The 26,145-nt window shown below is 71.8% G+C and carries 23 protein-coding genes; 11 read left to right on the top strand and 12 right to left on the bottom strand.

The window, feature by feature from the left end:
- Positions 1–76 precede the first annotated feature (76 nt).
- Entirely contained in the window at positions 77–1,225 is a 1,149-nt protein-coding gene (locus tag ABZY57_RS17425; protein ID WP_254385547.1) for a TadA family conjugal transfer-associated ATPase, read from the bottom strand.
- A complete protein-coding gene (gene ssd / locus ABZY57_RS17420; protein WP_356512749.1) occupies positions 1,222–2,391 on the bottom strand; it encodes a septum site-determining protein Ssd in 1,170 nt (389 codons plus the stop codon). Before ssd ends, ABZY57_RS17425 begins: the two co-directional genes overlap by 4 nt.
- A 509-nt stretch (positions 2,392–2,900) precedes the next feature.
- On the opposite strand from ssd, the gene ABZY57_RS17415 reads away from it, so the two are divergent.
- The gene (locus ABZY57_RS17415) at positions 2,901–3,770 is read left to right on the top strand and encodes an HAD-IB family hydrolase (RefSeq protein ID WP_356512745.1); all 870 of its coding nucleotides are present in this window, start codon (positions 2,901–2,903) and stop codon (positions 3,768–3,770) included.
- Between the two features lie 350 nt (positions 3,771–4,120).
- Here the strand turns inward: ABZY57_RS17415 and ABZY57_RS17410 are convergent, their stop codons facing one another.
- Complete coding sequence (locus tag ABZY57_RS17410; protein ID WP_356512743.1) at positions 4,121–4,993, bottom strand: oxidoreductase; 873 nt, start codon at positions 4,991–4,993, stop codon at positions 4,121–4,123.
- A gap of 109 nt (positions 4,994–5,102) precedes the next feature.
- Here ABZY57_RS17410 and ABZY57_RS17405 point away from each other — a divergent pair, with 109 nt between their 5' ends.
- Positions 5,103–6,113 (top strand): ATP-binding protein, encoded by a 1,011-nt coding sequence (locus tag ABZY57_RS17405; protein ID WP_356512741.1) that lies wholly within the window; start codon positions 5,103–5,105, stop codon positions 6,111–6,113.
- On the opposite strand, the gene ABZY57_RS17400 is transcribed toward ABZY57_RS17405, so the two are convergent.
- The gene (locus ABZY57_RS17400; protein ID WP_356512739.1) at positions 6,067–7,416 is read right to left on the bottom strand and encodes a hypothetical protein; all 1,350 of its coding nucleotides are present in this window, start codon (positions 7,414–7,416) and stop codon (positions 6,067–6,069) included. The two genes, ABZY57_RS17405 and ABZY57_RS17400, sit on opposite strands and share 47 nt — an antisense overlap.
- Positions 7,417–7,652: 236 nt before the next feature.
- Between ABZY57_RS17400 and ABZY57_RS17395 the strand changes: the two genes are divergently transcribed.
- The 5 genes from ABZY57_RS17395 to ABZY57_RS17375 all read left to right on the top strand — a co-directional run bounded on the left by ABZY57_RS17395 (position 7,653) and on the right by ABZY57_RS17375 (position 15,434).
- Complete coding sequence (locus ABZY57_RS17395; protein ID WP_356512737.1) at positions 7,653–10,076, top strand: SulP family inorganic anion transporter; 2,424 nt, start codon at positions 7,653–7,655, stop codon at positions 10,074–10,076.
- Between the two features lie 261 nt (positions 10,077–10,337).
- The gene (gene acs, locus ABZY57_RS17390) at positions 10,338–12,293 is read left to right on the top strand and encodes an acetate--CoA ligase (RefSeq protein WP_356512735.1); all 1,956 of its coding nucleotides are present in this window, start codon (positions 10,338–10,340) and stop codon (positions 12,291–12,293) included.
- Positions 12,294–12,511: 218 nt separating this feature from the next.
- Positions 12,512–13,957, top strand: coding sequence for a Na+/H+ antiporter NhaA (gene nhaA / locus ABZY57_RS17385; RefSeq protein ID WP_356512733.1), 1,446 nt, complete (start codon positions 12,512–12,514; stop codon positions 13,955–13,957).
- A gap of 53 nt (positions 13,958–14,010) precedes the next feature.
- Positions 14,011–14,469, top strand: coding sequence for a phage holin family protein (locus tag ABZY57_RS17380; RefSeq protein ID WP_356512731.1), 459 nt, complete (start codon positions 14,011–14,013; stop codon positions 14,467–14,469).
- Entirely contained in the window at positions 14,466–15,434 is a 969-nt protein-coding gene (locus ABZY57_RS17375) for an alpha/beta hydrolase (RefSeq protein WP_356512729.1), read from the top strand. The genes ABZY57_RS17380 and ABZY57_RS17375 overlap by 4 nt, the downstream gene beginning before the upstream one ends.
- A gap of 347 nt (positions 15,435–15,781) precedes the next feature.
- On the opposite strand, the gene ABZY57_RS17370 is transcribed toward ABZY57_RS17375, so the two are convergent.
- From ABZY57_RS17370 to nth, 3 genes are all read right to left on the bottom strand, one after another.
- Positions 15,782–16,984 carry a MarP family serine protease gene (locus ABZY57_RS17370; protein WP_356512727.1) on the bottom strand — a complete coding sequence of 401 codons (1,203 nt, stop codon included), beginning with the start codon at positions 16,982–16,984 and terminating at the stop codon, positions 15,782–15,784.
- A gap of 13 nt (positions 16,985–16,997) precedes the next feature.
- Positions 16,998–17,738: a CoA pyrophosphatase gene (locus ABZY57_RS17365; RefSeq protein WP_356512725.1), complete on the bottom strand. Its 741-nt coding sequence runs from the start codon at positions 17,736–17,738 to the stop codon at positions 16,998–17,000.
- A 119-nt stretch (positions 17,739–17,857) separates the two neighbouring features.
- Complete coding sequence (gene nth / locus ABZY57_RS17360) at positions 17,858–18,667, bottom strand: endonuclease III (protein WP_356512723.1); 810 nt, start codon at positions 18,665–18,667, stop codon at positions 17,858–17,860.
- A gap of 396 nt (positions 18,668–19,063) precedes the next feature.
- Between nth and ABZY57_RS17355 the strand changes: the two genes are divergently transcribed.
- A complete protein-coding gene (locus ABZY57_RS17355; RefSeq protein WP_003981529.1) occupies positions 19,064–19,738 on the top strand; it encodes a Crp/Fnr family transcriptional regulator in 675 nt (224 codons plus the stop codon).
- Positions 19,739–19,876: 138 nt separating this feature from the next.
- Entirely contained in the window at positions 19,877–20,686 is an 810-nt protein-coding gene (locus tag ABZY57_RS17350) for a nucleotidyltransferase domain-containing protein (RefSeq protein WP_356512721.1), read from the top strand.
- A 16-nt stretch (positions 20,687–20,702) separates the two neighbouring features.
- On the opposite strand, the gene ABZY57_RS17345 is transcribed toward ABZY57_RS17350, so the two are convergent.
- From ABZY57_RS17345 to ABZY57_RS17330, 4 genes are all read right to left on the bottom strand, one after another.
- On the bottom strand, positions 20,703–21,548 hold the full coding sequence (locus ABZY57_RS17345; protein WP_356512719.1) for an MBL fold metallo-hydrolase: 846 nt from the start codon (positions 21,546–21,548) through the stop codon (positions 20,703–20,705).
- Complete coding sequence (locus ABZY57_RS17340; RefSeq protein WP_356512717.1) at positions 21,545–22,501, bottom strand: NUDIX hydrolase; 957 nt, start codon at positions 22,499–22,501, stop codon at positions 21,545–21,547. The genes ABZY57_RS17345 and ABZY57_RS17340 overlap by 4 nt, the downstream gene beginning before the upstream one ends.
- Positions 22,502–22,724: 223 nt before the next feature.
- Positions 22,725–23,198: a RidA family protein gene (locus ABZY57_RS17335; RefSeq protein ID WP_243330527.1), complete on the bottom strand. Its 474-nt coding sequence runs from the start codon at positions 23,196–23,198 to the stop codon at positions 22,725–22,727.
- Positions 23,195–23,359 (bottom strand): DUF4177 domain-containing protein, encoded by a 165-nt coding sequence (locus ABZY57_RS17330; RefSeq protein ID WP_112447450.1) that lies wholly within the window; start codon positions 23,357–23,359, stop codon positions 23,195–23,197. The genes ABZY57_RS17335 and ABZY57_RS17330 overlap by 4 nt, the downstream gene beginning before the upstream one ends.
- Positions 23,360–23,435: 76 nt before the next feature.
- Between ABZY57_RS17330 and ABZY57_RS17325 the strand changes: the two genes are divergently transcribed.
- Both ABZY57_RS17325 and ABZY57_RS17320 read left to right on the top strand, forming a co-directional pair.
- Positions 23,436–24,413, top strand: coding sequence for an ArsA-related P-loop ATPase (locus ABZY57_RS17325; RefSeq protein WP_356512714.1), 978 nt, complete (start codon positions 23,436–23,438; stop codon positions 24,411–24,413).
- Positions 24,414–24,439: 26 nt separating this feature from the next.
- On the top strand, positions 24,440–25,744 hold the full coding sequence (locus ABZY57_RS17320) for an ArsA family ATPase (protein ID WP_356512712.1): 1,305 nt from the start codon (positions 24,440–24,442) through the stop codon (positions 25,742–25,744).
- Between the two features lie 29 nt (positions 25,745–25,773).
- Here the strand turns inward: ABZY57_RS17320 and ABZY57_RS17315 are convergent, their stop codons facing one another.
- Positions 25,774–26,124, bottom strand: a complete 351-nt coding sequence (locus ABZY57_RS17315; protein WP_257559391.1) for a WhiB family transcriptional regulator — start codon at positions 26,122–26,124, stop codon at positions 25,774–25,776.
- Positions 26,125–26,145 lie beyond the last annotated feature (21 nt).

Below are 26,145 nucleotides of genomic sequence, written 5' to 3'. Positions count from 1 at the left end.
CCGGCCAGCGCCCAGGCGGCCGCTCCGGCGCACAGCACCCCGGCGAACACCGGCAGCGGCGCCACCGCCCCGGCGCTCACCGGGCACCCGCGAGCAGCGGGCGCAGCCGCTCCCAGCCCCGGTCCCGTACGAACCCGCGGGCTCCCCAGCGCAGCGCCGGCACGGTGACCACGAGCCCGGCCGGGTCCCGCTCCAGGACGTGCACCTCGGCGACCCGGCGCCGGCCGGCCCGGTCCCGTACGAGGTGGACCACCAGGGTCAGGGCGGCCGCCAACTGGCTGTGCAGAGCGGCCCGGTCCAGCCCGGCGGCCGTCCCGAGGGCCTCCAGCCGGGCGGGCACATGGGCGGCGGCATTCGCGTGGACCGTGCCACACCCGCCTTCGTGACCCGTATTGAGGGCGGCCAGCAGGTCCGCGACCTCGGCGCCCCGGACCTCGCCGACGACGAGGCGGTCCGGCCTCATCCGCAGCGCCTGGCGGACCAGGTCGGCGAGGGTGACCTGGCCCGCGCCCTCCTGGTTGGCCGGCCGGGTCTCCAGCCGCACCACGTGCGGATGGTCGGGCCGCAGCTCGGCCGAGTCCTCGGCGAGCACGATCCGCTCCCCGGGGCCGACCAGCCCGAGCAGGGCGCTGAGCAGGGTGGTCTTGCCGGTGCCCGTCCCGCCCGAGACCAGGAACGACAGCCGGGCCCGCACCATGTCCCGCAGCAGGCGCTGTCCGCCGGGCGGCAGTGTCCCCGCCGCGACCAGTTCCTCCAAGGTGAAGGCGCGGGGTCGCACCACCCGCAGGGACAGGCACGCCGAGCCGACGGCCACCGGGGGCAGTACGGCGTGCAACCGGGTGCCGTCGGGCATCCGGGCGTCCACCCAGGGCCGGGCGTCGTCGAGCCGGCGCCCGGCGACGGCGGCGAGCCGCTGGGCGAGCCTGCGCACGGCGGCTGCGTCGGCGAAGGTCACCCCGGTCAGCTCCAGCCCGCCGCCTCGGTCCACCCAGACCCGGTCGGGGGCCGCCACCAGGACGTCGGTGACCTCGGGGTCGGCGAGGAGCGCCTCCAGCGGGCCCGCGCCGACCAGTTCGGACCTCAGTTCCGCGGCGACACCGAGCACTTCCGCGTCGCCCAGCAGCCGGCCCTGGGCCCGCAGGGCCGCCGCCACCCGCGCCGGGGTGGGCTCCGCCCCGCTCTCGGCGAGGCGCTGGCGCACCGCGTCGAGGAGTACGGCGCTCATGCCGACACCCCTTGGGCGGAGCCGAGCGCGCGCTGCCAGAAGCCGTCGCAGAAACGGGCGAGGGCGCCCCGCCCGTGCGCTCCCGGGGGCTCGCCCTCGGCCACCCTGCCCGGGAGCCCCACCTCGACGGGCACTTCGCCGGCCAGCGGCACCCCCAGTAGTCCGGCGACGGCCTCCGCGTCGAGTCCGCCGGGCGCGGGGCCCCGTACGACCACGCGGACGTCGCGGGCCACCATCCGGACTCCGGCGGACACCCGGCCGGCGGCGGCCACCGCCCGCAGCTCGCCCCGTACCACCATCAGCACCAGGTCCAGCTGCGCCAGCACCTCGGCCACGGCTTCGTCGATCCGGCGCGGCAGGTCGACCACGACGACCCCGCCCCGGCGGCGCGCGGCGGCCACCACCGAGCGCATCGCTGCGGGCGGCACCACCACCCGGTCCCCGCGGTCCCAGCTGAGCACCCGCAGGGCGTGCAGTTCGGGCAGGGATTCGGCCAGGGCTCCGGCGCCGACCCGGCCGCGCGAGGCGGCGAAGTCGGGCCAGCGCAGTCCTTCGGCGGCTTCGCCTCCGAGGAGGACGTCCATACCGCCGCCGAGGGGGTCGCCGTCGATGAGGATGGTCCGCTCGCCGGCCCGGGCGGCCCGCAGGGCCAGGGCGCAGGCGAGGGTGGAGGCTCCGGCTCCGCCGCTGCCCCCGATCACCCCGACCGTGAGGGCGGGCCGCCCGGCCCCTTCCACGACATCGGCGATCCGGTCGACGAGCCGGCTCTCGGCGTCGGGGAGGGTCAGCACCTCCTCGGCACCGATCTCGACCGCACGCTGCCATACGTGGGGGTCGTCCAGATCCCTGCCGACGAGGAAGACTCCGTCCCGCCGGGGTGCGCCGCGCACCCGCCGGGCGGCGTCGTCGCCGACCAGGACGAGCGGCGCCGATTCCCAGCCGACCCCCGCGATCCCCGCACCCCCCGTGCCACCCGGGCCGCCCCCGCCACTCCCGTCGCTGCTCTCACGGTCGGCTCCGCTTTGCTCGGGCACCGCGTGGTGCACATGCGGCTCGGCGCCCGCGGCGGCGCACAGCCGCAGCAGGTCGTCGAGCAGCAGGGGGTCCTCGGTGATGATCAGCGGCCGTCCACCGGCGGCCACAGGCCCGCCGGCCCCGGGATTCAGCCTGTCCCCGCCCGCCACCACGAGATCCCGGACTTCACACGACTTCGATCCAGCCACGATCTCCGCCTCCTTCTCACCGCAAATCCAGCGCCGCGGACTTCGCGGCCGGAATCACCGTGACGGGATCGGGAAAAAGAAGTGGATCTTGCTGTAAAACCGTGGACAGCCGCCTCATTGTGAATAACCCACTCACCCCAACAGGTGAGTTCCGGAGCGCGCCGGAACGACTACGCACCGCGATGACTTCGAGGGGGTGAGGGCCTTCGACGCGCAGGCCCCGCGAGGACGAGGAGGCCTGAGGAATGATCACTTGGGGTCGAAAGCAGGGACGCGAACCGCGTCCGGACATGCGACGACCCCCGCCGGGGGGGAGAGCGGGGGTCGTCCCCACGGTCCGACTCGGGGGGGGAGGAGCCAGACCGGGTTAGCACGGTCGCGAACGATCCGTGACTTCCATGGTGTACCCGAGAGGCTTCTCAGGCAAACCCACGCGCCGCACTTTACGCCGAATGGTGGGCGCATATGCTCGGGTCGTGGAAAATCAGCCCTTGCCGCACTCCTTGCCTCGCACCGCAGCCTTCTTCGACCTGGACAAGACGGTCATTGCGAAGTCGAGCACTCTGACGTTCAGCAAGTCCTTCTACCAGGGCGGCCTGATCAACCGAAGGGCCGTGCTGCGCACCGCCTACACGCAGTTCATCTATCTGGCCGGCGGAGCCGACCACGATCAGATGGAACGGATGCGGGAGTACCTGTCCGCCCTCTGCAAGGGGTGGAACGTGCAGCAGGTCCGGGAGATCGTCGCCGAGACCCTGCACGACCTCATCGACCCGCTGATCTACGACGAGGCCGCCTCCCTCATCGAGGCCCACCACACCGCGGGCCGGGACGTGGTGATCGTGTCCACCTCCGGAGCCGAGGTCGTCGAGCCCATCGGCGAGATGCTCGGCGCCGACCGGGTCGTCGCCACGCGGATGGTCGTGGGCGAGGACGGCTGCTTCACCGGCGAGATCGAGTACTACGCCTACGGCCCCACCAAGGCGGAGGCCGTACGGGAGCTCGCGGAGTCCGAGGGGTACGACCTCGCGCGCTGCTACGCGTACAGCGACTCGGCCACCGACATCCCGATGCTGGAGGCGGTCGGGCACCCGCACGCGGTCAATCCCGACCGGGCACTGCGGCGGGAGGCGCTGGCGCGCGAGTGGCCGGTGCTGGTGTTCAACCGGCCGGTACGGCTGAAGCAGCGGCTGCCGGGGCTGTCGATGCCCGCACGGCCGGCGCTCGTCGCGGCCGCCGCGGTGGGCGCGGCCGCGGCCACCGCCGGGCTGGTCTGGTACGCGAGCCGACGGCGCGCCCTGGCTGCCTCGGCCTCCCGCTGACCTGCGAGAACCCCGGGTGTCCGATACGCCCGGAATCGCACCGGAAAGCAAAGAAATGTGGACAGGGGTTTCGCTCCACCGCGAAGCGGAGTACAAATGAAGCAACGGCCCGCGAGACCAAAGAACATCCGAGAGGATCATCTTTAAAACGCAGTAAGGCCCACGGACCGAAGCATGAACGCCGAGCACCCACGCGACGTCGACCCGTCGATTACGGGCCAGCCGCACCAGGTGACGGGCAAAGCTCCCGACCTGATGGGCAATCATTCGAGGACGCTTGGTAACTGGGCGTGAATGCCAGCGGCGACACCAGAGCAGTACGGTGTCGCCGCAACCCATGTCCGGGCCCGTCAGGCCGCGCCGCGCTGGAGCGCCTCGCAGACCGCCGTCGACTCGCGGACGCCGAGCTCGATCGCACGGCCGCAGTGCGCGATCCAGGCAGACATCCCCTCCGCCGTCCCCGAGACATAGCCCTTGAAGGCCTCTACGTAGGCCTCCCGGCCCTGTTCCGCGTGGCCGACCTCCGCCGGACAGATCGCCTTCGGGTCCAGGCCGCTGTTGATCAGCACGATCCGTTCCGCCGTCCGCGCCACCAGGCCGTTGTACGAGCCGAACGGACGCAGCGCGAGCAGTTCGCCGTGCACCACCGCCGCCGTGATCAGGGCCGGAGCGGAGCCGCCCGCGATGATCAGGCGGGAGAGCCCGTCCAGCCGGCCCGCCACCTCCTGCGCGTCGGGCAGGGGCAGGTCGATCAGCGGCTCGTCCACCGGCTCGCCGGCCAGGCGGGGTCGGCCGACCACGTCGCCGTCGGCCGTGGAGCCCGAGGCCACCAGGTGGAGCCGCGCCAGGACCCGCAGCGGCGACTGGCGCCAGATGCTCAGCAGCTGGCCCGCCTCCGCCGTCAGGCGCAGGGCGGCGCCCACGGTGCGCGCCTGGGGCTCCGAGCCGAAGTCGGTCCGGCGGCGGACCTCCTCCAGCGCCCAGTCGGCCCCGGACAGCGCCGCGCTCCCGCGGGCCCCGCGCAGCGCGGCCTCCGAGGTGATCTCCCCGGCGCGGCGGCGCATGACGCGGTGGCCGTAGACCCGGTCCACGGCCTTGCGTACGGAATCCACGGACTCGGCGACGCCCGGCAGACCGGCCAGCGGGGCGAGCGGGTCGGCGGCGGCGGCTCCGGACGAGGCCGAAGAAGCGGAAGAGGCGGCGGAAGCAGAGGCGCTACTCATAAGTAAGGAGCCTACGCACTGCTCCCCCATAGCACCGACCCCTCCTTGGAGTGGTCTTCTTCACTCAGGCACGCAACGCAAAGCCACCGAGCCACTACCCTTGGTGAACATGAAGATCGCTTTCGTGGGGAAGGGCGGCAGCGGCAAGACCACGCTGTCCTCCCTTTTCATCCGCCACCTCGCCTCCAATGAAGCCCGTGTCGTCGCGGTGGACGCCGACATCAACCAGCACCTGGGCACCGCGCTCGGACTCAGTGAGGACGACGCGGCCTCGCTGCCGGCGCTGGGCGCGCACCTTCCGCTCATCAAGGACTACTTGCGGGGCTCCAACCCGCGCATCGCCTCCGCCGACACCATGATCAAGACGACGCCGCCGGGCACCGGCTCCCGGCTGCTGCGGGTCGACGAGGACAACCCCGTCTACGACGCGTGCGCGCGCACCCTCACCCTCGACGGCGAGCCCGTACGGCTGATGGCGACCGGGCCGTTCACCGAGTCCGACCTGGGCGTGGCCTGCTACCACTCCAAGGTCGGCGCGGTCGAGCTCTGCCTCAACCACCTCGCCGACGGCCCGGACGAGTACGTCGTCGTCGACATGACGGCCGGTTCGGACTCCTTCGCCTCCGGCATGTTCACCCGCTTCGACGTGACCTTCCTGGTCGCCGAGCCGACCCGCAAGGGCATCTCCGTCTACCGTCAGTACAAGGAGTACGCGCGGGACTTCGGGATCACGCTCAAGGTCGTCGGCAACAAGGTGCAGGGGCCGGAGGACATCGAGTTCCTGCAGGACGAGGCCGGTGAGGACCTGCTGGTCACCGTCGGGCAGTCGGACTGGGTGCGGGCGATGGAGAAGGGCCGCCCGGCCGCCTTCGAGCTGCTGGAGGCCACCAACCGGCTGGCCCTGCAGGCGCTCCAGGACGCCGCGGACGACTCCTACGCGCACCGCGACTGGGAGCGGTACACGGAGCAGATGGTCCACTTCCACCTGCGCAACGCGGAGAGCTGGGGCAACGCGAAGACCGGGGTGGACCTGGCGGAGCAGGTCGACCCCGGTTTCGTCCTACGGGAGCTGCTCACTCCTCGTTCTGACTCGCTTCTGCCGGCTCCTCAGCCGGCTTGACCGCCGCGGGGGCGGCCGGCTTGGCCGGCGGCCCCGCCGTCAGGAAGGTGTTCCAGCCCGCCTTCGGCGCCTCGCCGACGTCGAGGGTGCGCATCCACTCCACGATCTTCGGGTCCTGGGCGTCCAGCCAGTCCACCAGCTCGCGGAAGGGCACGCAGCGGACCTCCTTCTGCGTGCACATGGTCTTGATGGAGTCCTCGACGGCACGCATGTAGGTGCCGCCGTTCCAGGACTCGAAGTGGTTGCCGATGATCAGCGGCGCGCGGTTGCCCCGGTAGGTCCGCTCGAACGCCTGGACCAGGCCGTCGCGCATCTGCTGGCCCCAGTAGGCGTGCTGGGAGGGGTCGCCCTGCGTGGTCGTGCCGGACTGGTTGACCAGGTAGTTGTAGTCCATGCTGAGCGTTTCGAAGGCGCGGCCCGGCATCGGGACCAGCTGGAGCGGGATGTCCCAGAGGCCGTCCGTCTTCTTCGGCCAGATCTGCTTGCTGATGCCGCTGGAGTCGTAGCGGAAGCCGCCCATCTCCTTCGCCGCCAGCATGAAGTTCTTCTGGCCTTCGAGGCAGGGGGTGCGGGCCCCGATCATCTCCTTGTCGTAGTCGAACGGGAGCGCCTCCATGCCCTTGAGGGCCGGAGAGTTCGTCTTCCAGTTCTTGACGAACGACTTCGCCTGGTTGATCTCGCTCTTCCACTCCTCCACGGACCAGGTCCCGACGCCGCCCTCGGGTCCGCAGAAGTGGCCGTTGAAGTGGGTGCCGATCTCATTGCCCTCCAGCCAGGCCTCGCGCACCTGGAGAGCGGTGTCCTTGATGCCCTGGGGGTCGCCGAAGCCGATGTCCGAGCGACCCGGGGAGTGCTGGGGCGCCGTGTAGAGGGAACGCTTCTCCTCCGGGAGCATGTACACGCCGCTGAGGAAGTACGTCATGCGGGCGTTGTACTTCTTGCCCACCTCGCGGAAATGCGAGAACAGCTTCTGGCTGTCCTCTCCCGCCCCGTCCCACGAATAGACGACGAACTGCGGCGGCTTCTCGCCGGGCTTCAGCTTCTCCGCCCTCTGTACGTTCGGCTGCAGGCCCGTGTACGAGGTCGAGCCGTCCCCGATCAGCCGCTTGACGCTGCCCGGCGCCGGGCCTTCCGGCGCGGGGGCGCCCTTCTTGGCCGCCTGGGCTCCGGGGGCCGGACGGCCGGCGGGCTCCGAGGTGCTGCACCCGGCCACCGCCAGCACCAGCGCCGTGACGACCAGACCGCCGCCGATCCTCTTCGACGCGGCCCTCTTCGTGGCGCCCCTCTTCGTGGTGGCAGTCATCCGCCGCACCTCTTCCCTCGCAGTTCCGTCGCAGGACTTCCGCGCCGCAACGTCCCATGCGGTCCGTTTTAAGGAAGGTGTGACAAGCCGGACAAAATGCCTATTCACTCGTGCGCGCTAATTCCTAGGCCATTTGCCCGTATTACTCACCACGGAGCTTTACTCTCCATTACCGTTCGTTTACCGAGTGTTGAGAATCCCGCCGCTTCACCCCTCCCCCCGAGGAGACGGGACCTATGACCGCCACCCCCTCCCCCACTTCCCCTCCCCCCACCAAAGGCCTCCCGGCCGGCCTCCAGGCCGACCTCTCCGCCTCCGTCGCCGTCTTCCTGATCGCCCTGCCGCTCTCCCTCGGCATCGCCCTGGCCACCGGCGCCCCGCTTCAGGCGGGGCTCGTCGCCGCGGCGGCCGGCGGGATCGTGGCCGCACGGCTCGGCGGAACACCGCTCCAGGTGAGCGGTCCCGCGACCGGACTCACCGTCGTCACCGCCGAGTTGATCCAGCACTACGGCTGGCGCACCACCTGTGCCATCACGGTGCTCGCCGGGCTGTGCCAGCTCGGGCTGGCCGCCCTGCGGACCGCCCGGTCCGCGCTGATGGTGAGCCCGGCGATCGTCCACGGGATGCTGGCCGGTGTCGGCGTGACGATCGCGCTGGCACAGCTGCACATCGTGCTCGGCGGCACCCCGCAGAGCTCCGCCCTGGCCAATGTCCGGGGACTTCCCGACCAGTTGGCCGATCTGCATCCCGCCGCGCTCGGCGTCAGCCTGCTCACCCTGGCCGTCCTGCTCTGCTGGCCGCGACTGCCCGGGCGCACCGGGCGGAACCTGCGCAAGGTGCCCGCCGCGCTGGCCGCCGTCGCCGTCGCCACGGCCTGCGCCGCCCTCGCCGGGCTCACCCTGCCGCGCGTGGACCTGCCGTCCTGGCGCAGCCACGCGCTGCCCGAACTGCCCGAGGGCCCGGTCCTCGGCATCATCGCCGCCGTCCTGACCATCACTCTGGTCGGCAGTGTGGAATCCCTGCTCTCGGCGGTGGCCACCGACAAGCTGATCGCCGCCCGGCGGGGCACGCAAGGGCGTCCCGCACGGGCCGATCTGAACCGCGAACTGCGCGGCCAGGGCGCGGCGAACATCGTCTCCGGGGCGCTGGGCGGACTGCCCGTCGCGGGGGGCGCCGTCCGCAGCATGGCGAACGTCAAGGCCGGTGCCGTCAGCCGCCGTTCGGTCATGCTGCACGGGCTGTGGATCCTGCTCGCCGCCGGACTGCTCGTCCCCGCCCTCGACCTGATCCCGCTCGCCTCGCTCGCCGCGCTGGTGATGGCGGTGGGCGTGCAGATGGTGAGCGCCACGCACCTGCGCACCGTCACCCGGCACGGCGAGATCCTCGTCTACGCCACGACCATCGTGGCCGTGGTGCTCGGCGGAGTCCTGGAGGGCGTCGCCGTCGGCATCGCGATGGCGGTGGCCCTGGCCCTGCACCGCCTGGCCCGGACCCGGATCACCGTCGAGCGGCTCGACAGCGGGGTCCACCGGGTCTGGGCGCGCGGGCAGTTGACCTTCCTCGCGGTGCCGCGGCTGAGCCGGGTGCTGAACCAGATCCCGGGGAACGCCCACGCCGTCATCGAACTGGACGGCTCCTTCATGGACCACGCCGCCTACGAGACCCTCAAGGACTGGCGGGACTCCCATGTGGCACACGGGGGCTCACTGGAGGTCACCGGCAGGTCGGGGGCCAGAATCTCCGGATCCGAGCAGCCGGAGCAGGATGAGCAGCCGGGGCGGGCCGAGTGGGCCCCGCTCGCGGAGCGGGCCCACCGGGGTGCGCAGCGCGGGGGCCACCAGTGCTGCCGGCCCTGGACGCCGTGGCAGAACCACTGCGACCACCGCGCCACGGATTCCCGTACCGCCCCGGAGGCCGCCGCGGGCGCGGCCCCGCCCTCCTTGCCGCTCGCGCCCGCCGCACCGGTGGCGGCCCGCGGCCGCGGCGCCGGTCAACTGGCCAACGGGATCAGCGCCTTCCAGCGGGACACGGCTCCGCACGTCCGCGAGGAGCTGGCCCGGCTGGCCCGGGAGGGGCAGCGGCCCTCGCAGCTCTTCCTCACCTGCGCGGACTCCCGCCTGGTGACCAGCATGATCACGGCCAGTGGCCCCGGGGACCTGTTCACGGTGCGCAACGTCGGCAATCTCGTCCCGCTCCCGGGGGCCGAGTCCACGGACGATTCGGTGGCGGCGGCCATCGAGTACGCCGTGGACGTCCTGAAGGTCGACAGCATCACCGTGTGCGGGCATTCGGGGTGCGGGGCCATGCAGGCGCTGCTCAGCTCCGCTCCCGGGGTGCCGATGACCCCGCTGCGGCGGTGGCTGAGGCACGGGCTGCCGAGCCTGGAGCGGATGGCCAGCCGCCACCACGCCTGGGCGCGGATCTCCGGGAGGCTGCCGGCGGACGCCGTGGAGCAGCTGTGCCTGACCAATGTGGTGCAGCAGCTGGAGCACCTGAGGGCGCACGAATCGGTGGCCCGGCGGCTCGCCGAGGGCACGCTGGAGCTGCACGGGATGTACTTCCACGTCGGCGAGGCTCAGGCGTATCTGCTGTCGGAGGGGGAGGACTTCTTCGACTGCCGGGTCTTCGACACTGTCGGCGCGGGCGCGCTGCGCGGCTGAACGACCGAACGGCCGAACGGCTGAACGGGTCACACCCGTCCGAGCGGGAGCTTTGAACCGATACCCTCCCGTATCCGTGCCACTCAGTGGCCCCTTCCCGCACCCTGCAGCGGGAAGGGGCCACTCGCGCGTGGGCACGGCCGGGTAATAGGTCTACACCAATTCCCGGCAACCTCTTGTCACCCGCGCCATTGACTGATGAGCTATGCCCGGGGACACAACCGGGGACACAACGGACACCCTGGGAAAGGGAGATGCGTCGTGAGCAATGAAAGCCTGGCCAATCTGCTCAAGGAGGAGCGGCGGTTCGCACCGCCTGCCGATCTGGCCGCCGCCGCCAATGTGACTCGGGCTGCGTACGCACAGGCCGACGCGGACCGGCTGGGCTTCTGGGCCGAGCAGGCGCGGCGGCTGAGCTGGGACACCGAGCCGACGGAGACGCTCGACTGGAGCAACCCACCCTTCGCGAAGTGGTTCGCGGACGGCAAGCTGAACGTCGCGTACAACTGCGTGGACCGCCACGTCGAGGCCGGCAACGGCGACCGCGTGGCCATCCACTTCGAGGGCGAGCCCGGCGACAGCCGTTCGATCACCTACGCCGAGCTCAAGGACGAGGTCTCCAAGGCCGCGAACGCCCTGACCGAGCTGGGCGTGGAGGCCGGCGACCGGGTCGCCGTCTACCTGCCGATGATCCCCGAGGCCGTCGTCGCGATGCTCGCGTGCGCCCGCGTCGGCGCCGCGCACTCCGTGGTCTTCGGCGGTTTCTCCGCCGACGCCGTCGCCTCCCGCATCCAGGACGCCGACGCGAAGCTGGTCATCACCTCCGACGGCGGCTACCGCCGGGGCAAGCCCTCCGCCCTGAAGCCCGCCATCGACGAGGCCGTCGCCAAGTGCCCGCAGGTCCGCAACGTCCTCGTGGTGCGCCGGACCGGCCAGGACACCGCCTTCACCGAGGGCCGCGACGTCTGGTGGCACGAGATCGTCGAGCGGCAGAGCACCGAGCACGCGCCGCAGGCCTTCGACGCCGAGCACCCGCTCTTCATCCTCTACACCTCGGGGACCACGGGTAAGCCCAAGGGCATCCTGCACACCTCCGGCGGCTACCTCACCCAGGCCTCGTACACCCACCACGCGGTGTTCGACCTGAAGCCGGAGAGCGACGTCTACTGGTGCACCGCCGACATCGGCTGGGTGACCGGGCACTCCTACATCGTCTACGGGCCGCTCGCCAACGGCGCCACCCAGGTGATGTACGAGGGCACGCCCGACACCCCGCACCAGGGCCGGTTCTGGGAGGTCGTGCAGAAGTACGGCGTCACCATCCTCTACACCGCGCCGACCGCGATCCGTACGTTCATGAAGTGGGGCGACGACATCCCCGCGAAGTTCGACCTGTCGAGCCTGCGCGTCCTGGGCTCGGTCGGCGAGCCGATCAACCCCGAGGCCTGGATCTGGTACCGCAAGCACATCGGCGGCGACCGCTGCCCGATCGTGGACACGTGGTGGCAGACCGAGACCGGCGCGATGATGATCTCCCCGCTGCCCGGCGTCACCGAGACCAAGCCCGGTTCGGCGCAGCGCGCGCTGCCCGGAATCGCCGCCACCGTCGTGGACGACGAGGCGAACGAGGTCCCGAACGGCGGGGGCGGCTACCTGGTCCTCACCGAGCCGTGGCCGTCGATGCTGCGCACCATCTGGGGCGACGACCAGCGGTACATCGACACCTACTGGTCGCGTTTCGAGGGCAAGTACTTCGCGGGCGACGGCGCCAAGAAGGACGAGGACGGCGACATCTGGCTGCTCGGCCGGGTGGACGACGTGATGCTGGTCTCCGGCCACAACATCTCGACCACCGAGGTGGAGTCGGCGCTCGTCTCGCACCCCTCGGTCGCCGAGGCGGCGGTCGTCGGTGCGAACGACGAGACGACCGGCCAGGCCATCGTGGCCTTCGTCATCCTGCGCGGCAGCGCTTCCGAGACGGACACGCTGGTCGCCGAGTTGCGCAACCACGTGGGTGCCACGCTCGGCCCGATCGCCAAGCCGAAGCGGATCCTGCCGGTGCAGGAGCTGCCGAAGACCCGCTCGGGCAAGATCATGCGCCGCCTGCTGCGCGACGTGGCCGAGAACCGCGCGGTCGGTGACGTCACCACCCTGGCGGACTCCTCGGTCATGGACCTGATCCAGAGCAAGCTGCCGGCGTCCGGCAGCGAGGACTGAGGCGGGCCCGGCCGTACCCGTACGACACGGTGAGAGGGGCATCCGGCGCGCCGCGCCGGATGCCCCTTTCGCACATAAAGTGACGATCACCGGATACGCCCACGCGTACACCCTGTAAAGTATTAGATGGTTAAAGAATTGCTCCACAGGGTGCGCCGGGAAGTCTGGTCGGCAACGTGCTTCGCCATGCCGTCCAACCCACCCCGGAGGTGCCTCCCGTGGCCGCGCCCCACCCCACCGACCACCACAGCCGCAAGCTCCTCGGCCGCCTCTCGCTGCCCGAGCGCCGCTTCGTGGCCGACGCCCTGCGCGCCGAGACGGTCGGTGGCGTCCTCCTCCTCGTGGCCGCGATCGCCGCCCTCATCTGGGCGAACGTGCCCGCCATCTCGGCGAGCTACGACAGCGTCCGCTCCTTCCACATCGGGCCCGCCTCCCTCGGCCTGGACCTCTCGCTCCAGCACTGGGCGGCCGACGGCCTGCTCGCCATCTTCTTCTTCGTCGCGGGCATCGAGCTCAAGCGCGAGCTCGTCGCGGGTGACCTGCGCGACGCGAAGGCGGCCGCGCTCCCGGTGATCGCCGCGCTCTGCGGCATGGCCGTGCCCGCGCTGGTCTACGTACTGACCAACGTCCTCGGCAACGGCTCCACGGACGGCTGGGCGGTTCCGACCGCCACCGACATCGCCTTCGCCCTGGCCGTCCTCGCCGTCATCGGCACCTCGCTGCCGTCCGCCCTGCGCGCCTTCCTGCTGACCCTGGCCGTCGTCGACGACCTGTTCGCCATCCTGATCATCGCGGTGTTCTTCACCAGCGAGATCAACTTCCTGGCGCTCGGCGGAGCGGTCGCGGGCCTGGTCCTCTTCTGGTTCCTGCTCCGCGTGAACGTGCGCGGCTGGTACGTCTACATCCCGCTCGCCCTGGTCATCTGGGGTCTGATGTACAACAGCGGCGTCCACGCCACGATCGCCGGTGTCGCCATGGGCCTGATGCTGCGCTGCCACCGTAAGGAGGGCGAGCAGCACTCCCCCGGCGAGCACATCGAGCACCTGGTCAGGCCCGTCTCGGCCGGTCTGGCCGTCCCGCTCTTCGCCCTGTTCTCGGCCGGCGTCTCCCTCTCCGACGAGTCCATCGGCCAGGTCTTCACCCGGCCCGAGCCCCTCGGCGTGGTGCTCGGCCTCGTCATCGGCAAGACGCTCGGCATCTTCGGCGGCACCTGGCTCGCGGCACGCTTCACCAAGGCGGAGCTCAATGACGACCTCGCCTGGCCGGACGTCCTCGCCGTCGCCTCGCTCGCCGGCATCGGCTTCACCGTCTCGCTCCTGATCGGCGAGCTCGCCTTCACCGACGACCCCGTCCTCACCGACGAGATCAAGGCCTCCGTCCTGATCGGCTCGCTCATCGCCGCGATCTTCGCGTGCATCCTGCTGAAGCTGCGCGACCGGAAGTACAGGGCGCTCACCGAGGAAGAGGAGCGCGACGAGGACCTCGACGGCATCCCCGACATCTACGAGCAGGACAAGCCGGACTACCACCTGCGGATGGCGAAGATCTACGAGGCCAAGGCCGCGGAGCACCTGCGCAGGGCCGTAGAGACCGCGGGCGGCGCCCAGGACGCCGCGGCCGAAGCCGCGGGCGGGTCCAGCACGGGCGGCGACCGTCCGGCATGATCTGACCTGACGACAGGACAGCCGTCGCCATCGGACGACAGAGGGAGAGAGCGATGAGCGCAGTGGACCAAGGGGCCCCAGGAGCCGAGCGCACACTCGGCCAGCTGGTCGCCTCGGCCACCGCCGAGATGTCCGCCCTGGTGCACGACGAGATCGCCCTCGCCAAGGTGGAGATCAAGCAGGACGTCAAGCGCGCGGGCATCGGCAGCGGCGCCGCCATCGTCGCGGGCGTGCTCCTCCTCTTCTCGCTGCCGGTGCTGAGCTTCGCCGCGGCGTACGGGATCCACAACCTCGGGCTCGGGCTGGCCTGGTCCTTCCTGATCGTCGGCGTGGTGTTCTGGCTGCTCGCGGGCGTGATCGGTCTGATCGCCATGGCGAAGTTCAAGAAGATCAAGCCGCCGGTGAAGACCATCGCCTCGGTCAAGGAGACGGCGGCTCTGGTCGGCACCGTCAAGCCCCACGCCCGGTCGGTCAGTGACAGCGCCGTGGGTGTGGCACGCTCGTCCTCATGACAGCCCCCTCGTCCGGTTCCGGCACGTTCGGTACGCCCCCCACCGCCGCCACGGCGGTCCGGATCGCCATCCCCGGCGGGCGGGAAGTGACGCACCGGGACGTCGCGGCCAATGGGGCGCGGTTCCACGTCGCCGAGCTGGGTGACGGACCACTGGTGCTACTCCTGCACGGGTTCCCGCAGTTCTGGTGGACGTGGCGGCACCAGATGACCGCGCTGGCCGACGCGGGCTACCGGGCGGTCGCGATGGACCTGCGCGGCGTGGGCGGCAGCGACCGCACCCCGCGCGGCTACGACCCCGCCAACCTGGCGCTCGACATCACCGGGGTCGTACGGTCCCTCGGCGAGCCCGACGCCGCGCTCGTCGGGCACGACCTGGGCGGCTACCTCGCCTGGACGGCGGCGGTGATGCGGCCGAAGCTGGTGCGCCGGCTGGTGGTGTCCTCGATGCCGCACCCGCGCCGGTGGCGCTCCGCCATGCTGTCCGACTTCGGCCAGACCCGTGCCAGTTCGCACATCTGGGGCTTCCAGCGGCCGTTCGTGCCCGAGCGTCAGCTCGTCGCCGACGACGGGGCGCTCGTCGGCGAACTGATCCGGGACTGGTCGGGCCCCCGGCTCCCCGAGGAGGAGGACGTCGCGGTCTACCAGCGCGCGATGTGCATCCCCTCCACCGCGCACTGTTCGGTCGAGCCGTACCGCTGGATGATGCGGTCCATGGCCCGGCCCGACGGCCTGCAGTTCAACCGGCGCATGAAGCGGCCGGTGCGGGTGCCGACGCTGCACCTGCACGGTTCGCTCGACCCGGTGATGCGCACGCGGAGTGCGGCGGGGTCCGGGCAGTACGTCGAAGCCCCGTACCGCTGGCGGCTCTTCGACGGGCTCGGGCACTTCCCGCACGAGGAGGACCCGGCGGCGTTCTCGACCGAGCTGGTCAACTGGCTGAAGGATCCCGAGCCTGACCGCTGAGCGGGCAGTCACTTATATGACAAGCATTCAATTGCCTGGCGCATAGACCAATTGGCCGCCCCGAACGCGATTACCGACCTTGGGGCCCGGGCACAGCTCGGAGTATGGGCTGGACGCACGACTACGGTGACACCGCACACGAACGCCGCTCGACGGTCACGCCGGGCACGCACAGGGGGCAGGGCCGCGAGGGCCACGACGACCCCCGACTCGGGATTCCGCGCATCCTGCGCCGGCGGGCCCGCTGGGTATCCGCCCGGCTCAGGCACCAGCGCACGTAGGCAAGGGCCCGGCAGGGGTTCCGGGACCCGAGAGGGCCCCGGGGCCCCTCAGGGCTCCCGTAGGGCTCAGAGGGCGCATCCCTGGCTGCCGACCCGCCGGTCCGCCGTCTCCCCGATCCGGATGTCGTCGCGGATCTCGTCCGTGGTCAGGGCGTAACCGGTGTTGGGGTCATCGAGGGACTTCGCGAAGACGACCCCGTACACCTTGCCCTCGGGCGTCAGCAGCGGACCGCCGGAGTTGCCCTGGCGGACCGTCGCGTACAGGGAGTAGACGTCCCGTCGCACGGTTCCGCGGTGGTAGATGTCCGGGCCGTTGGCGTTGATCCGGCCGCGGACGCGCGCCGAGCGGACGTCGTACGCGCCGTTCTCCGGGAAGCCCGCGACGATGGCGTCGCTGCCGCTCGCAGCGGCCTTGTCGGTGAACTCCAGCGCCGGCGCCTTCAGCTTGGGCACGTCCAGGACGGCGATGTCGCGCTCCCAGTCGTAGAGCACGACCTTGCCGTCGTAGAGCTTGCCCTCGCCGCCGACCTGCACGGTCGGTTCGCCGACTCCGCCGACCACGTGCGCGTTGGTCATCACCTTGCCCGGCGCGAAGACGAAGCCGGTGCCCTCCAGCACCTTGCTGCACGCGGGCGCAGTGCCGACGACCTTCACGATCGACTGCTTGGCCCGCTCGGCCACGGGGCTGCGCGCCAGGAGCGGGTCCGGCGGCTGGACCTCGGTGATCGGCTCGTTGGAGAAGGGGCTGAAGACCTGGGGGAAGCCGCTGCGGGCCAGGGTGGAGCTGAAGTCCGAGAACCAGGTGTTCGCCTGCTCCGGGAGCACCCGGGCGACACCGAGGAGCACCTTGGAGTTGCGGACTTCCTTGCCGAGCGTGGGAAGGGACGTACCGGCGAGCGCGGACCCGATCAGCCAGGCCACCAGCAGCATCGCGACGACGTTCACCAGGGCGCCGCCCGTCGCGTCGAGCACCCGGGCCGGGGACCACGTGATGTGGCGCCGGAGCTTGTTGCCCAGATGGGTGGTCAGCGCCTGGCCGATCGAGGCACAGATGATGATCACGACCACGGCGATGACGACGACCGTGGTGGACACCTGGGTGCCGTTGTCGGTGACCCGGTCCCAGATCAGGGGCAGCAGGGACACGGCGACGAGACCACCGCCGAGGAAGCCGATCACCGACAGGATGCCGACGACGAACCCCTGGCGGTAGCCGACGATCGCGAACCACACGGCGGCGAGCAGCAACAGGATGTCCAGCACGTTCACAGGGGCCACCGTCTCATGCGCGCCAGTCGAGCGGGACTTCCCGGGACCGGTCCCAGGGACGCTCCCAGCCGGCGAAGTGCAGGATCCGGTCGATCACGCCGGCGGTGAAACCCCAGACCAGAGCCGATTCCACGGTGAAGGCCGGGCCGTGGAAGCCGCTGGGGTGGACGACGGTCACCCGGTGCTCGGGGTCCGTGAGATCGGCCACGGGCACCGTGAAGACACGGGCGGTCTCGGCCGGGTCCACCACGCCGACCGGGCTGGGGGCGCGCCACCAGCCGAGCACCGGGGTCACGACGAACCCGCTGACCGGGATGTAGAGCCGGGGCAGCACCCCGAAGAGCTGCACGCCGGCCGGGTCCAGCCCCGTCTCCTCCTCGGCCTCGCGCAGCGCGGCGCGCAGCGGGCCGCCGGTCTGCGGGTCGCCGTCCTCGGGGTCGAGGGCGCCGCCGGGGAAGGAGGGCTGGCCGGGGTGCGAGCGCAGGGTCCCGGCACGCTCCATCAGCAGCAGCTCGGGGCCGCGGGGGCCCTCGCCGAACAGGATCAGTACGGCGGACTGGCGGCCGCGGCCGTCCTCCGGGGGCAGGAAGCGGCTGAGCTGGGTGGGCCGGACCGTCCGGGCCGCCTCGACGACGGGGTCCAGCCAGTCGGGCAGGCCGCGGGTGTGCAGCTCGGTGCTCCCGCGCCGGCCGTCGTACGAGGTCGCGTGCGCGGTGGCTGCCTCCGCCCGGCGGTTCTGCGTGGCCTCACTCATAGGCACCCCTGTCCGTGTTCCCCACACGGCCAAACGCGGTGCGGGTAGCGATTCGTTCCTTGCGGGTGCGGCTCCGCTGCGGGGGCTGCGCTGCCGGGGCTCCGCCCCGGCCCCGCGCCTCACACGCCGGCGGGGCCGGACTTCGCCGGCGCCGGCAGGCCCGGGTAGTCCGGGGGCGGGCTCAGGCGCTGGCCGGGCTGGCCGCCCTTCTCGTACTTCAGGAGCTTCGCCGCCTTCTCCGGGTCGGTCTCGCCCTCCCCGTAGGCCGGGCAGAGCGGTGCGATCGGGCAGGCCCCGCAGGCGGGCTTGCGGGAATGGCAGATCCGGCGGCCGTGGAAGACGACGCGGTGCGAGAGCATCGTCCACTCGCTCTTCGGGAAGATCGCGCAGATCTCCGCCTCGACCTTCTCCGGATCCTCCTGCTCGGTCCACTTCCAGCGCCGCACCAGCCGGCCGAAGTGGGTGTCGACCGTGATGCCGGGGACGCCGAAGGCGTTGCCGAGGACCACGTTCGCCGTTTTGCGGCCCACCCCGGGGAGCGTCACCAGGTCCTCGATCCGGCCCGGCACCTCACCGCCGAAGTTGTCGCGCAGCGCCTGCGAGAGCCCGAGGAGGGACTTGGCCTTCGCCCGGAAGAACCCGGTCGGCCGGATGAGCTCCTCCAGCGCCTGCGGATCGGCTCCGGCCATGTCCTCGGGGGTCGGGTACGCGGCGAAGAGGGCCGGGGTGGTCTGGTTCACGCGCAGATCGGTGGTCTGCGCGGACAGGACGGTGGCGACCAGCAGTTCGAAGGGGTTGCGGAAGTCGAGCTCCGGGTGCGCGTACGGGTAGACCTCCGCCAGCTCGCGGTTGATCCTGCGTGCCCGCCGCACCATCGCCAGACGGCTCTCCGGCTTCGCCCCGGCCTTCTTGACCTTGCTCTCTGCCATCCCCGAAGGCTACGCCGCACAGCCCCGCGCCCGTGGCCGGACGTGACCTCCGCCCGGCCGGGGTTTCTTGGCCGAAGTTTTGCCCTGAAGCGGGGGTGACTGCTCCGGGAGGCCCCCACCAGGCCGTGTTCGCCCACGGCTGAATTCATCGTGCCCGTCACTCCCCCCGACCCCTTGGCCTGTGCTCTCACCGGCCTGTTGGACACCCTGCGGGTCCGGGACACGGCGGCGACGACCACCCCGGACCTCAGGTAACACCACCCCGATCGGCCTCTCGCCGCACAGCACACCCGTACGTCCGGCATCCTTGTGATGAACGTGATTGATCGCACTGTTTGAGCCGTCCGGCAAAATGGGGGAGCGATCCCCTGGCTGGTCGACATAGGAGAGAGACTCGTGGACGACGTACTGCGGCGTGCCCCGCTCTTCGCGGCGCTCGATGACGAGCAGGCCGCGGAGCTCCGCGCCTCCATGGGCGAGGTGACCCTCGCACGTGGTGACGCCCTGTTCCACGAGGGCGACCCCGGTGACCGGCTCTACGTCGTCACCGAGGGCAAGGTGAAGCTTCACCGCACCTCCCCCGACGGCCGCGAGAACATGCTGGCCGTCCTCGGCCCCGGAGAGCTGATCGGCGAGCTGTCGCTGTTCGACCCGGGCCCGCGCACCGCCACCGCCACCGCGCTGACCGAGGTCAAGCTGCTCGGTCTGGGTCACGGAGACCTCCAGCCCTGGCTGAACGCCCGGCCCGAGGTGGCGACCGCGCTGCTGCGCGCCGTCGCGCGGCGCCTGCGCAAGACCAACGACCAGATGTCCGACCTGGTCTTCTCCGACGTTCCGGGCCGTGTGGCCCGTGCGCTCCTCGACCTGTCGCGCCGCTTCGGCGTGCAGTCGGAGGAGGGCATCCACGTCGTGCACGACCTCACGCAGGAGGAGCTGGCCCAGCTCGTCGGCGCGTCGCGCGAGACCGTGAACAAGGCGCTGGCCGACTTCGCGGGACGTGGGTGGCTCCGCCTGGAGGCGCGTGCGGTGATCCTTCTGGACGTGGAGCGGCTCGCGAAGCGCTCCCGCTGACTTTCACAGCTCCGTCGAGGGGTCCTGCCCAGCCGGGCGGGGCCCCTTTTCGTGTGCCTGCGGCGCCGTTGCGAGAGCGCGGCCCCCGCTCCCCCGCGCCTCGAACGCCGGCGGGGCCGGATTGTGCACAGTGGACCCATGGAGCACAGAGGCCTCGACGCGTACGGGTACTTCGAGCGCGAAGGCTCGCTCGGGCAGGTGCAGGCCGAATTCCGGGGGCTCGTCGCCGCGGTGCGGGAGCGGATCGCGGAGGCGTACGGGCGGCGGCTGCACAGCGCCTACCTGTACGGGTCCGTGCCGCGCGGGACCGCCCGGCCCGGGCGGTCCGACCTCGACCTGCTGGTCGCCCTGCACCACGCGCCCGGCGAGGAGGACCGCGACACCACCGAGGCACTGGCGCGCGGCATCGACGAGGAGTTCGCGGAGATCGAGGGCGTCGGGATCCTGCTGTACGGCAAGGACCGGCTGCTGAGCGAGCAGGAACGTTACGACCTGGGCTGGTTCCTCGCCTGCCTGTGCACCCCGCTGCTCGGCGCGGACCTGGCCGAGCACCTGCCCCGCTACCGGCCCGACGGCCTGCTCGCCCGCGAGACCAACGGCGACCTCGCCGAGCTGCTGCCCAGGGTCCGCGAGCGGATCCGGGAGGCGGCCACGCCGGAGGAGTACCGCAAGCTGTGCCGGGGCGTCTCGCGGCACCTCGTACGGACCGGATTCACCCTCGTCATGCCGCGGTGGGGCGGCTGGACCAGCGACCTCACCGAGTCGGCGGAGGTGTTCGGGCAGTACTACCCCGAGCGCGCCGAGCAGATGCGCGCCGCGGCGGCCGCCGCCCTGGACCCGGTCGCGGACCCGGCCGTGCTGCGCGCCTACGTCGAGGACCTCGGGCCGTGGCTCGCGGACGAGTACACGACCCGGTACGGGGCGAAGTCGCCCCGTACCGGGAGCTAGGGCGCCGCCGGCCCGCTCACTCGGGGGCCCCGGGGATCAGCCCGTGCTCCGTCAGGTACTCCAGCTGCGCCCGTACGGACCACTCCGCGGCCGGCCACAGCGACCGGTCCACGTCCGCGTAGACGTGGGCGACCACCGCCTCGGGGGTGGTCAGGCCGTTCTCCACCGCCGTCTCGATCTGCGCGAGGCGGTGGGCGCGGTGGGCGAGGTAGAACTCCACCGCGCCCTGCGCGTCGTCCAGGACCGGCCCGTGCCCCGGGAGGACCGTGTGGACCCCGTCGTCGACCGTCAGCGAGCGCAGCCGGCGCAGGGAGTCCAGGTAGTCCCCGAGCCGCCCGTCGGGGTGCGCGACGACGGTGGTGCCCCGCCCCAGGATCGTGTCACCGGTCAGGACCGCCCGGTCGGCCGGCAGGTGGAAGCAGAGCGAGTCCGCGGTGTGGCCGGGCGTCGGAACCACGCGCAGCTCCAGACCGCCCGTGCGGATGACGTCCCCGGCCCCCAGGCCCTCGTCGCCCAGCCGCAGGGCCGGGTCCAGGGCCCGGACCTTCGTCCGGGTCAGCTCGGCGAAGCGGGCCGCGCCCTCCGCGTGGTCGGGGTGTCCGTGGGTGAGGAGGGTGAGCGCGACCCGCTTGCCCGCCTCCTCGGCGGCGTCGACGACCGCGCGCAGGTGTACGTCGTCCAGCGGACCGGGGTCGATCACCACGGCCAGGTCGGAGCCGGGCTCGGATACGAGCCAGGTGTTGGTGCCGTCGAGGGTCATCGGGGAGGCGTTCGGGGCCAGGACGTTCACCGCGCGGGCGGTGGCGGGTCCGGAGACGACCATTCCGCGGGGCTGGCCGGGCAGGGCGGCGGCATCGGTCATGCGGGGGCTCCTCCGGGGTGCTCGGGGCCGGGACGCTCGGTGCCCCGGCTCGCGGCGCCACGGTCCGCGAGGCGGACGCGCTTGGTGAACTCGTCGTGGCCCGGCCAGCTGAGCACGAGCTCCCCGTCCACGAGGGTGGCCTGGGCGAGGACCGGGGTCAGGTCCTGGGCACCGGCCGCGGCGAGGGCCTCGGCGGGGCTCCCGTACGGCTCCAGGGAGCGCAGGGTGGTGATGGTGGGCGGCATCATCAGCAGCTCGCCCTTGTCGTAGCCGGCGGCGGCGTCGGCGGGGCGGATCCAGACCGTGCGGTCGGCCTCGGTGGAGGCGTTGCGGGTGCGCTGGCCCTCGGGGAGGGCCGCGACGAAGAACCACGTGTCGTACCGGCGCGGCTCGAACTCCGGGGTGATCCAGCGGGCCCACGCGCCGAGCAGGTCGGAGCGCAGGACGAGGCCCCGGCGGTCGAGGAACTCGGCGAAGGACAGCTCACGGGCGACCAGGGCCGCGCGGGCGGCCTCCCAGTCCTCGCCGGTGGTGTCTCCGACGACCGTGTCCGCCGACTCGCCCGCGAGCAGGACCCCGGCCTCCTCGAACGTCTCGCGGACGGCTCCGCAGACGATCGCCTGCGCGCTGGCGGGGTCGGTGCCCATCCGCTGCGCCCACTCGGCGCGGCTCGGGCCGGCCCAGCCGATGAGGTGGTCCTCGTCGCGCGGGTCCACACCGCCGCCGGGGTACGCGTAGGCGCCTCCGGCGAAGGCCATCTCGGCGCGGCGGCGCAGCATGTGCACGGCGGGGCCGTCGGGGGTGTCGCGCAGCAGCATCACCGTGGCGGCGCGCCTCGGTTCCACCGGGGTGAGGGCGCCGTCCGCGAGGGCGCGGATCCGGTCGGGCCACTCCGGCGGGTACCACTGACCTCCGGCGGAGGTCTCTTGCTGACCGTACTGACCATTCGGCATGGCGGGATGCTACGGGCATCCGGGCCGATGTTCGAGGGTTGACCTCGGAGCACCGCTGCACGAGGGCCGGGTCCGGCTGCGGATGTGCCGCTGCGCGGGGCACGTCCCCGACCGTCCTTCGCCCGGTTCCCGGGACTCCGTCCCGGACCCCGTGCCTCAAGACGCCGGAGGGGCCGAACCTGCCCTGCGGGCGGGAATCAGCCCCTCCGGGCGGGAGCCGGGATCAGGCTCCCGGAACGAGCTCGACCTGGATCTCGATCTCGACCGGGGCGTCCAGCGGGAGGACCGCCACGCCGACCGCGCTGCGGGCGTGGACGCCCTTGTCGCCGAGGACGGCGCCCAGCAGCTCGCTCGCGCCGTTCAACACGCCCGGCTGGGCCGTGAAGTCGGGGGCGGAGGCGATGAAGCCCACCACCTTCACGACACGCGCGATCTTGTCGAGGTCGCCGACGACGGACTTCACCGCGGCCAGCGCGTTCAGCGCGCAGGTCGCGGCCAGCTCCTTGGCCTGCTCCGCCGAGACCTCGGCGCCGACCTTGCCGGTGACCGGCAGGTTGCCCTTGACCATCGGGAGCTGGCCCGCGGTGTACACGTAGGCACCCGACCGCACGGCCGGCTGGTAGGTGGCCAGCGGCGGGACGACCTCGGGGAGGGTCAGGCCGAGTTCGGCCAGCTTCGCCTCGACGACTCCGCTCATGCCGCCTTCTCCCGCTTCAGGTAGGCCACGAGCTGCTCGGGGTTGTTCGGGCCGGGGACGACCTGGACGAGCTCCCAGCCGTCCTCGCCCCAGGTGTCCAGGATCTGCTTGGTGGCGTGGACCAGCAGCGGGACGGTCGCGTATTCGAACTTCTTGGTCATGGGAGCGAGCGTAGTGCCTGCGGTGCGGGGCCCCGGCACCACCGCCGCCGCCCGGGAGGAATTAGGCTCGGGCCCTGTGAGCAGGCTCCAGGTGGTCAGCGGCAAGGGCGGCACCGGCAAGACCACGGTCGCCGCAGCACTCGCGCTCGCCCTCGCACGCGAGGGCAGGCGGACACTTCTGGTGGAGGTCGAGGGCAGGCAGGGCCTCGCCCAGGTCTTCGGGGCGGAGGCACTTCCCTACGAGGACCGGAAGATCGCCGTCGCCTCGGGCGGTGGGGAGGTCTACGCGCTCGCCATCGACGCGGAGCGGGCGCTCCTCGACTACCTCCAGATGTTCTACAAGCTCGGCTCGGCCGGCCGCGCCCTCAAGAAGCTCGGCGCCATCGACTTCGCGACGACCATCGCGCCGGGCCTGCGGGACGTGCTCCTGACGGGCAAGGCGTGCGAGGCGGTCCGGCGCAAGGACAGGTCCGGCCGGTTCGTCTACGACCACGTGATCATGGACGCTCCGCCGACCGGGCGGATCACCCGCTTCCTGAACGTCAACGACGAGGTGGCGGGCCTGGCCCGGTTCGGGCCGATCCACAACCAGGCGCAGGCCGTCATGAAGGTGCTCAAGTCCCCCGAGACGGCCGTGCACCTGGTCACCCTGCTGGAGGAGATGCCCGTGCAGGAGACGGCCGACGGGATCGCGGAGCTCCAGCGGGCGGGCCTGCCGGTGGGGCGGGTCGTCGTCAACATGGTCCGGCCGCACCACCTCGACGAGGACGCCCTGCGCGCCGCCGGCGAGAGCCGCTCCGACGTCTCCAGAGCGCTGTCCCGGGCCGGCCTCGGCAGCGCCCGGCGCGGCGGGCTGGCCGAACGGCTGGTGGACCCGCTGCTCGCGCAGGCCTCCGAGCACGCGAGCCGGGTGGAGCTGGAGCGCGCCCAGCGCACCGTACTGGCGGGGCTGGGCGTGCCGATGTACGAACTCCCCATGCTCGGCGCGGGGATGGACCTGGCCGGGCTCTACGGGCTCGCCGCGGAGCTGCGGAAGCAGGTGGGCGAGGAATGATCGGGACCGGGACCACGGAGGCGACGATGGACGCTCCCCCGCGGCTGGATGTCGACCGGCTGCTGGACGATCCGCAGACGCGGATCATCGTGTGCTGCGGTGCGGGCGGGGTCGGCAAGACCACGACCGCGGCGGCGCTCGGGGTACGGGCGGCCGAGCGCGGGCGCAAGGTGGTCGTCCTGACCATCGACCCGGCGCGCAGGCTGGCCCAGTCGATGGGGATCGACTCGCTCGACAACACCCCGCGCAGGGTGACGGGGGTGCAGGGCGCGCCCGGCGTGCAGGGCGCCGAGGGCGGCGAGCTGCACGCCATGATGCTCGACATGAAGCGGACCTTCGACGAGATCGTCGAGGGCCACTCCGACCCCGAGCGCGCCCAGGCCATCCTCGCCAACCCCTTCTACCAGTCCCTGTCGGCCGGCTTCGCCGGCACGCAGGAGTACATGGCGATGGAGAAGCTGGGGCAGCTGCGGGCCCGGGACGACTGGGACCTGATCGTGGTGGACACCCCGCCGAGCCGCTCCGCGCTGGACTTCCTGGACGCGCCGGGCCGACTGGGATCCTTCCTGGACGGGAAGTTCATCCGGGTGCTGATGGCTCCGGCGAAGGTGGGCGGCCGGGCGGGGATGAAGTTCCTCAATGTCGGCATGTCGATGATGACGGGCACGCTGAGCAAGCTGATGGGTGCCTCGCTGCTGAAGGACGTACAGACCTTCGTGGCAGCCATGGACACCATGTTCGGCGGCTTCCGCACCCGCGCGGACGCGACCTTCCAGCTCCTGCAGGCTCCCGGCACAGCGTTCCTCGTGGTCTCCGCGCCCGAACCGGACGCGCTGCGCGAGGCCGCGTACTTCGTGGAGCGGCTGGCCGCGGAGCGGATGCCGCTGGCCGGGCTCGTACTGAACCGGGTGCACGGCAGCGACGCCGAACAGCTCTCCGCGGAGCGGGCGTTGGCCGCCGCGGAGAATCTTGAAGAGGGCGGCATTGTGGATCAGGAGTCCGGGAAAGCTGGACTTCGTGACTCCAGGGACACGGACACGGACACCGGCACGGAGGGCGTCTCCGAAACCGGCACCGACGGCGACAGCCGCGGGCAGGAGACCGGCGCCGACGCCGTAGACGCCGACGTGATCACGGCAGGGCTGCTCCGCCTGCACGCGGAGCGCATGCAGGTCATCGCGCGCGAACAGCGCACGCGTGACCGCTTCACCTCGCTGCACCCCGAGGTGGCGGTGGCCGAAGTGGCCGCCCTGCCCGGCGACGTACACGACCTCGCCGGGCTGCGGGCTATCGGAGAGCGACTCGCGGCCGGGGTTCCGGCCGGAGCGTAGGCGTTCCTACGACGTGGCGCCCGGGTGGTCTACCCGGCTGCCGCGTACGTCTCGTACGGAACGTCGATCTCCTCATCGGCATCCATGGTGAGGATGCCCGTACTGCGCTCGTACTCCGTGCGTGCGGTTTCGAGCAGTCGCCGCCACGAGGTGACGGTGGGACGCCGGCGCAACAGCGCACGTCGTTCCCGCTCGGTCATTCCGCCCCACACTCCGAACTCGACACGATTGTCGAGCGCGTCGGCCAGGCACTCGGTCCGCACCGGACATCCGGTGCACACCGCCTTGGCCCTGTTCTGTGCCGCTCCTTGAACGAACAGTTCATCCGGATCGGTAGTGCGGCAGGCTGCCTGCGCACTCCAGTCGGTAACCCAGCCCATCCCGGCGCCGTCCTCTCCCGA

Source organism: Streptomyces sp. NPDC006450 (genome assembly GCF_040612195.1).
In the GTDB taxonomy this organism is placed as follows: domain Bacteria; phylum Actinomycetota; class Actinomycetes; order Streptomycetales; family Streptomycetaceae; genus Streptomyces.
Note: the sequence above shows the minus strand (reverse complement) of the source record. Positions and strands in the feature narration are given on the sequence as shown.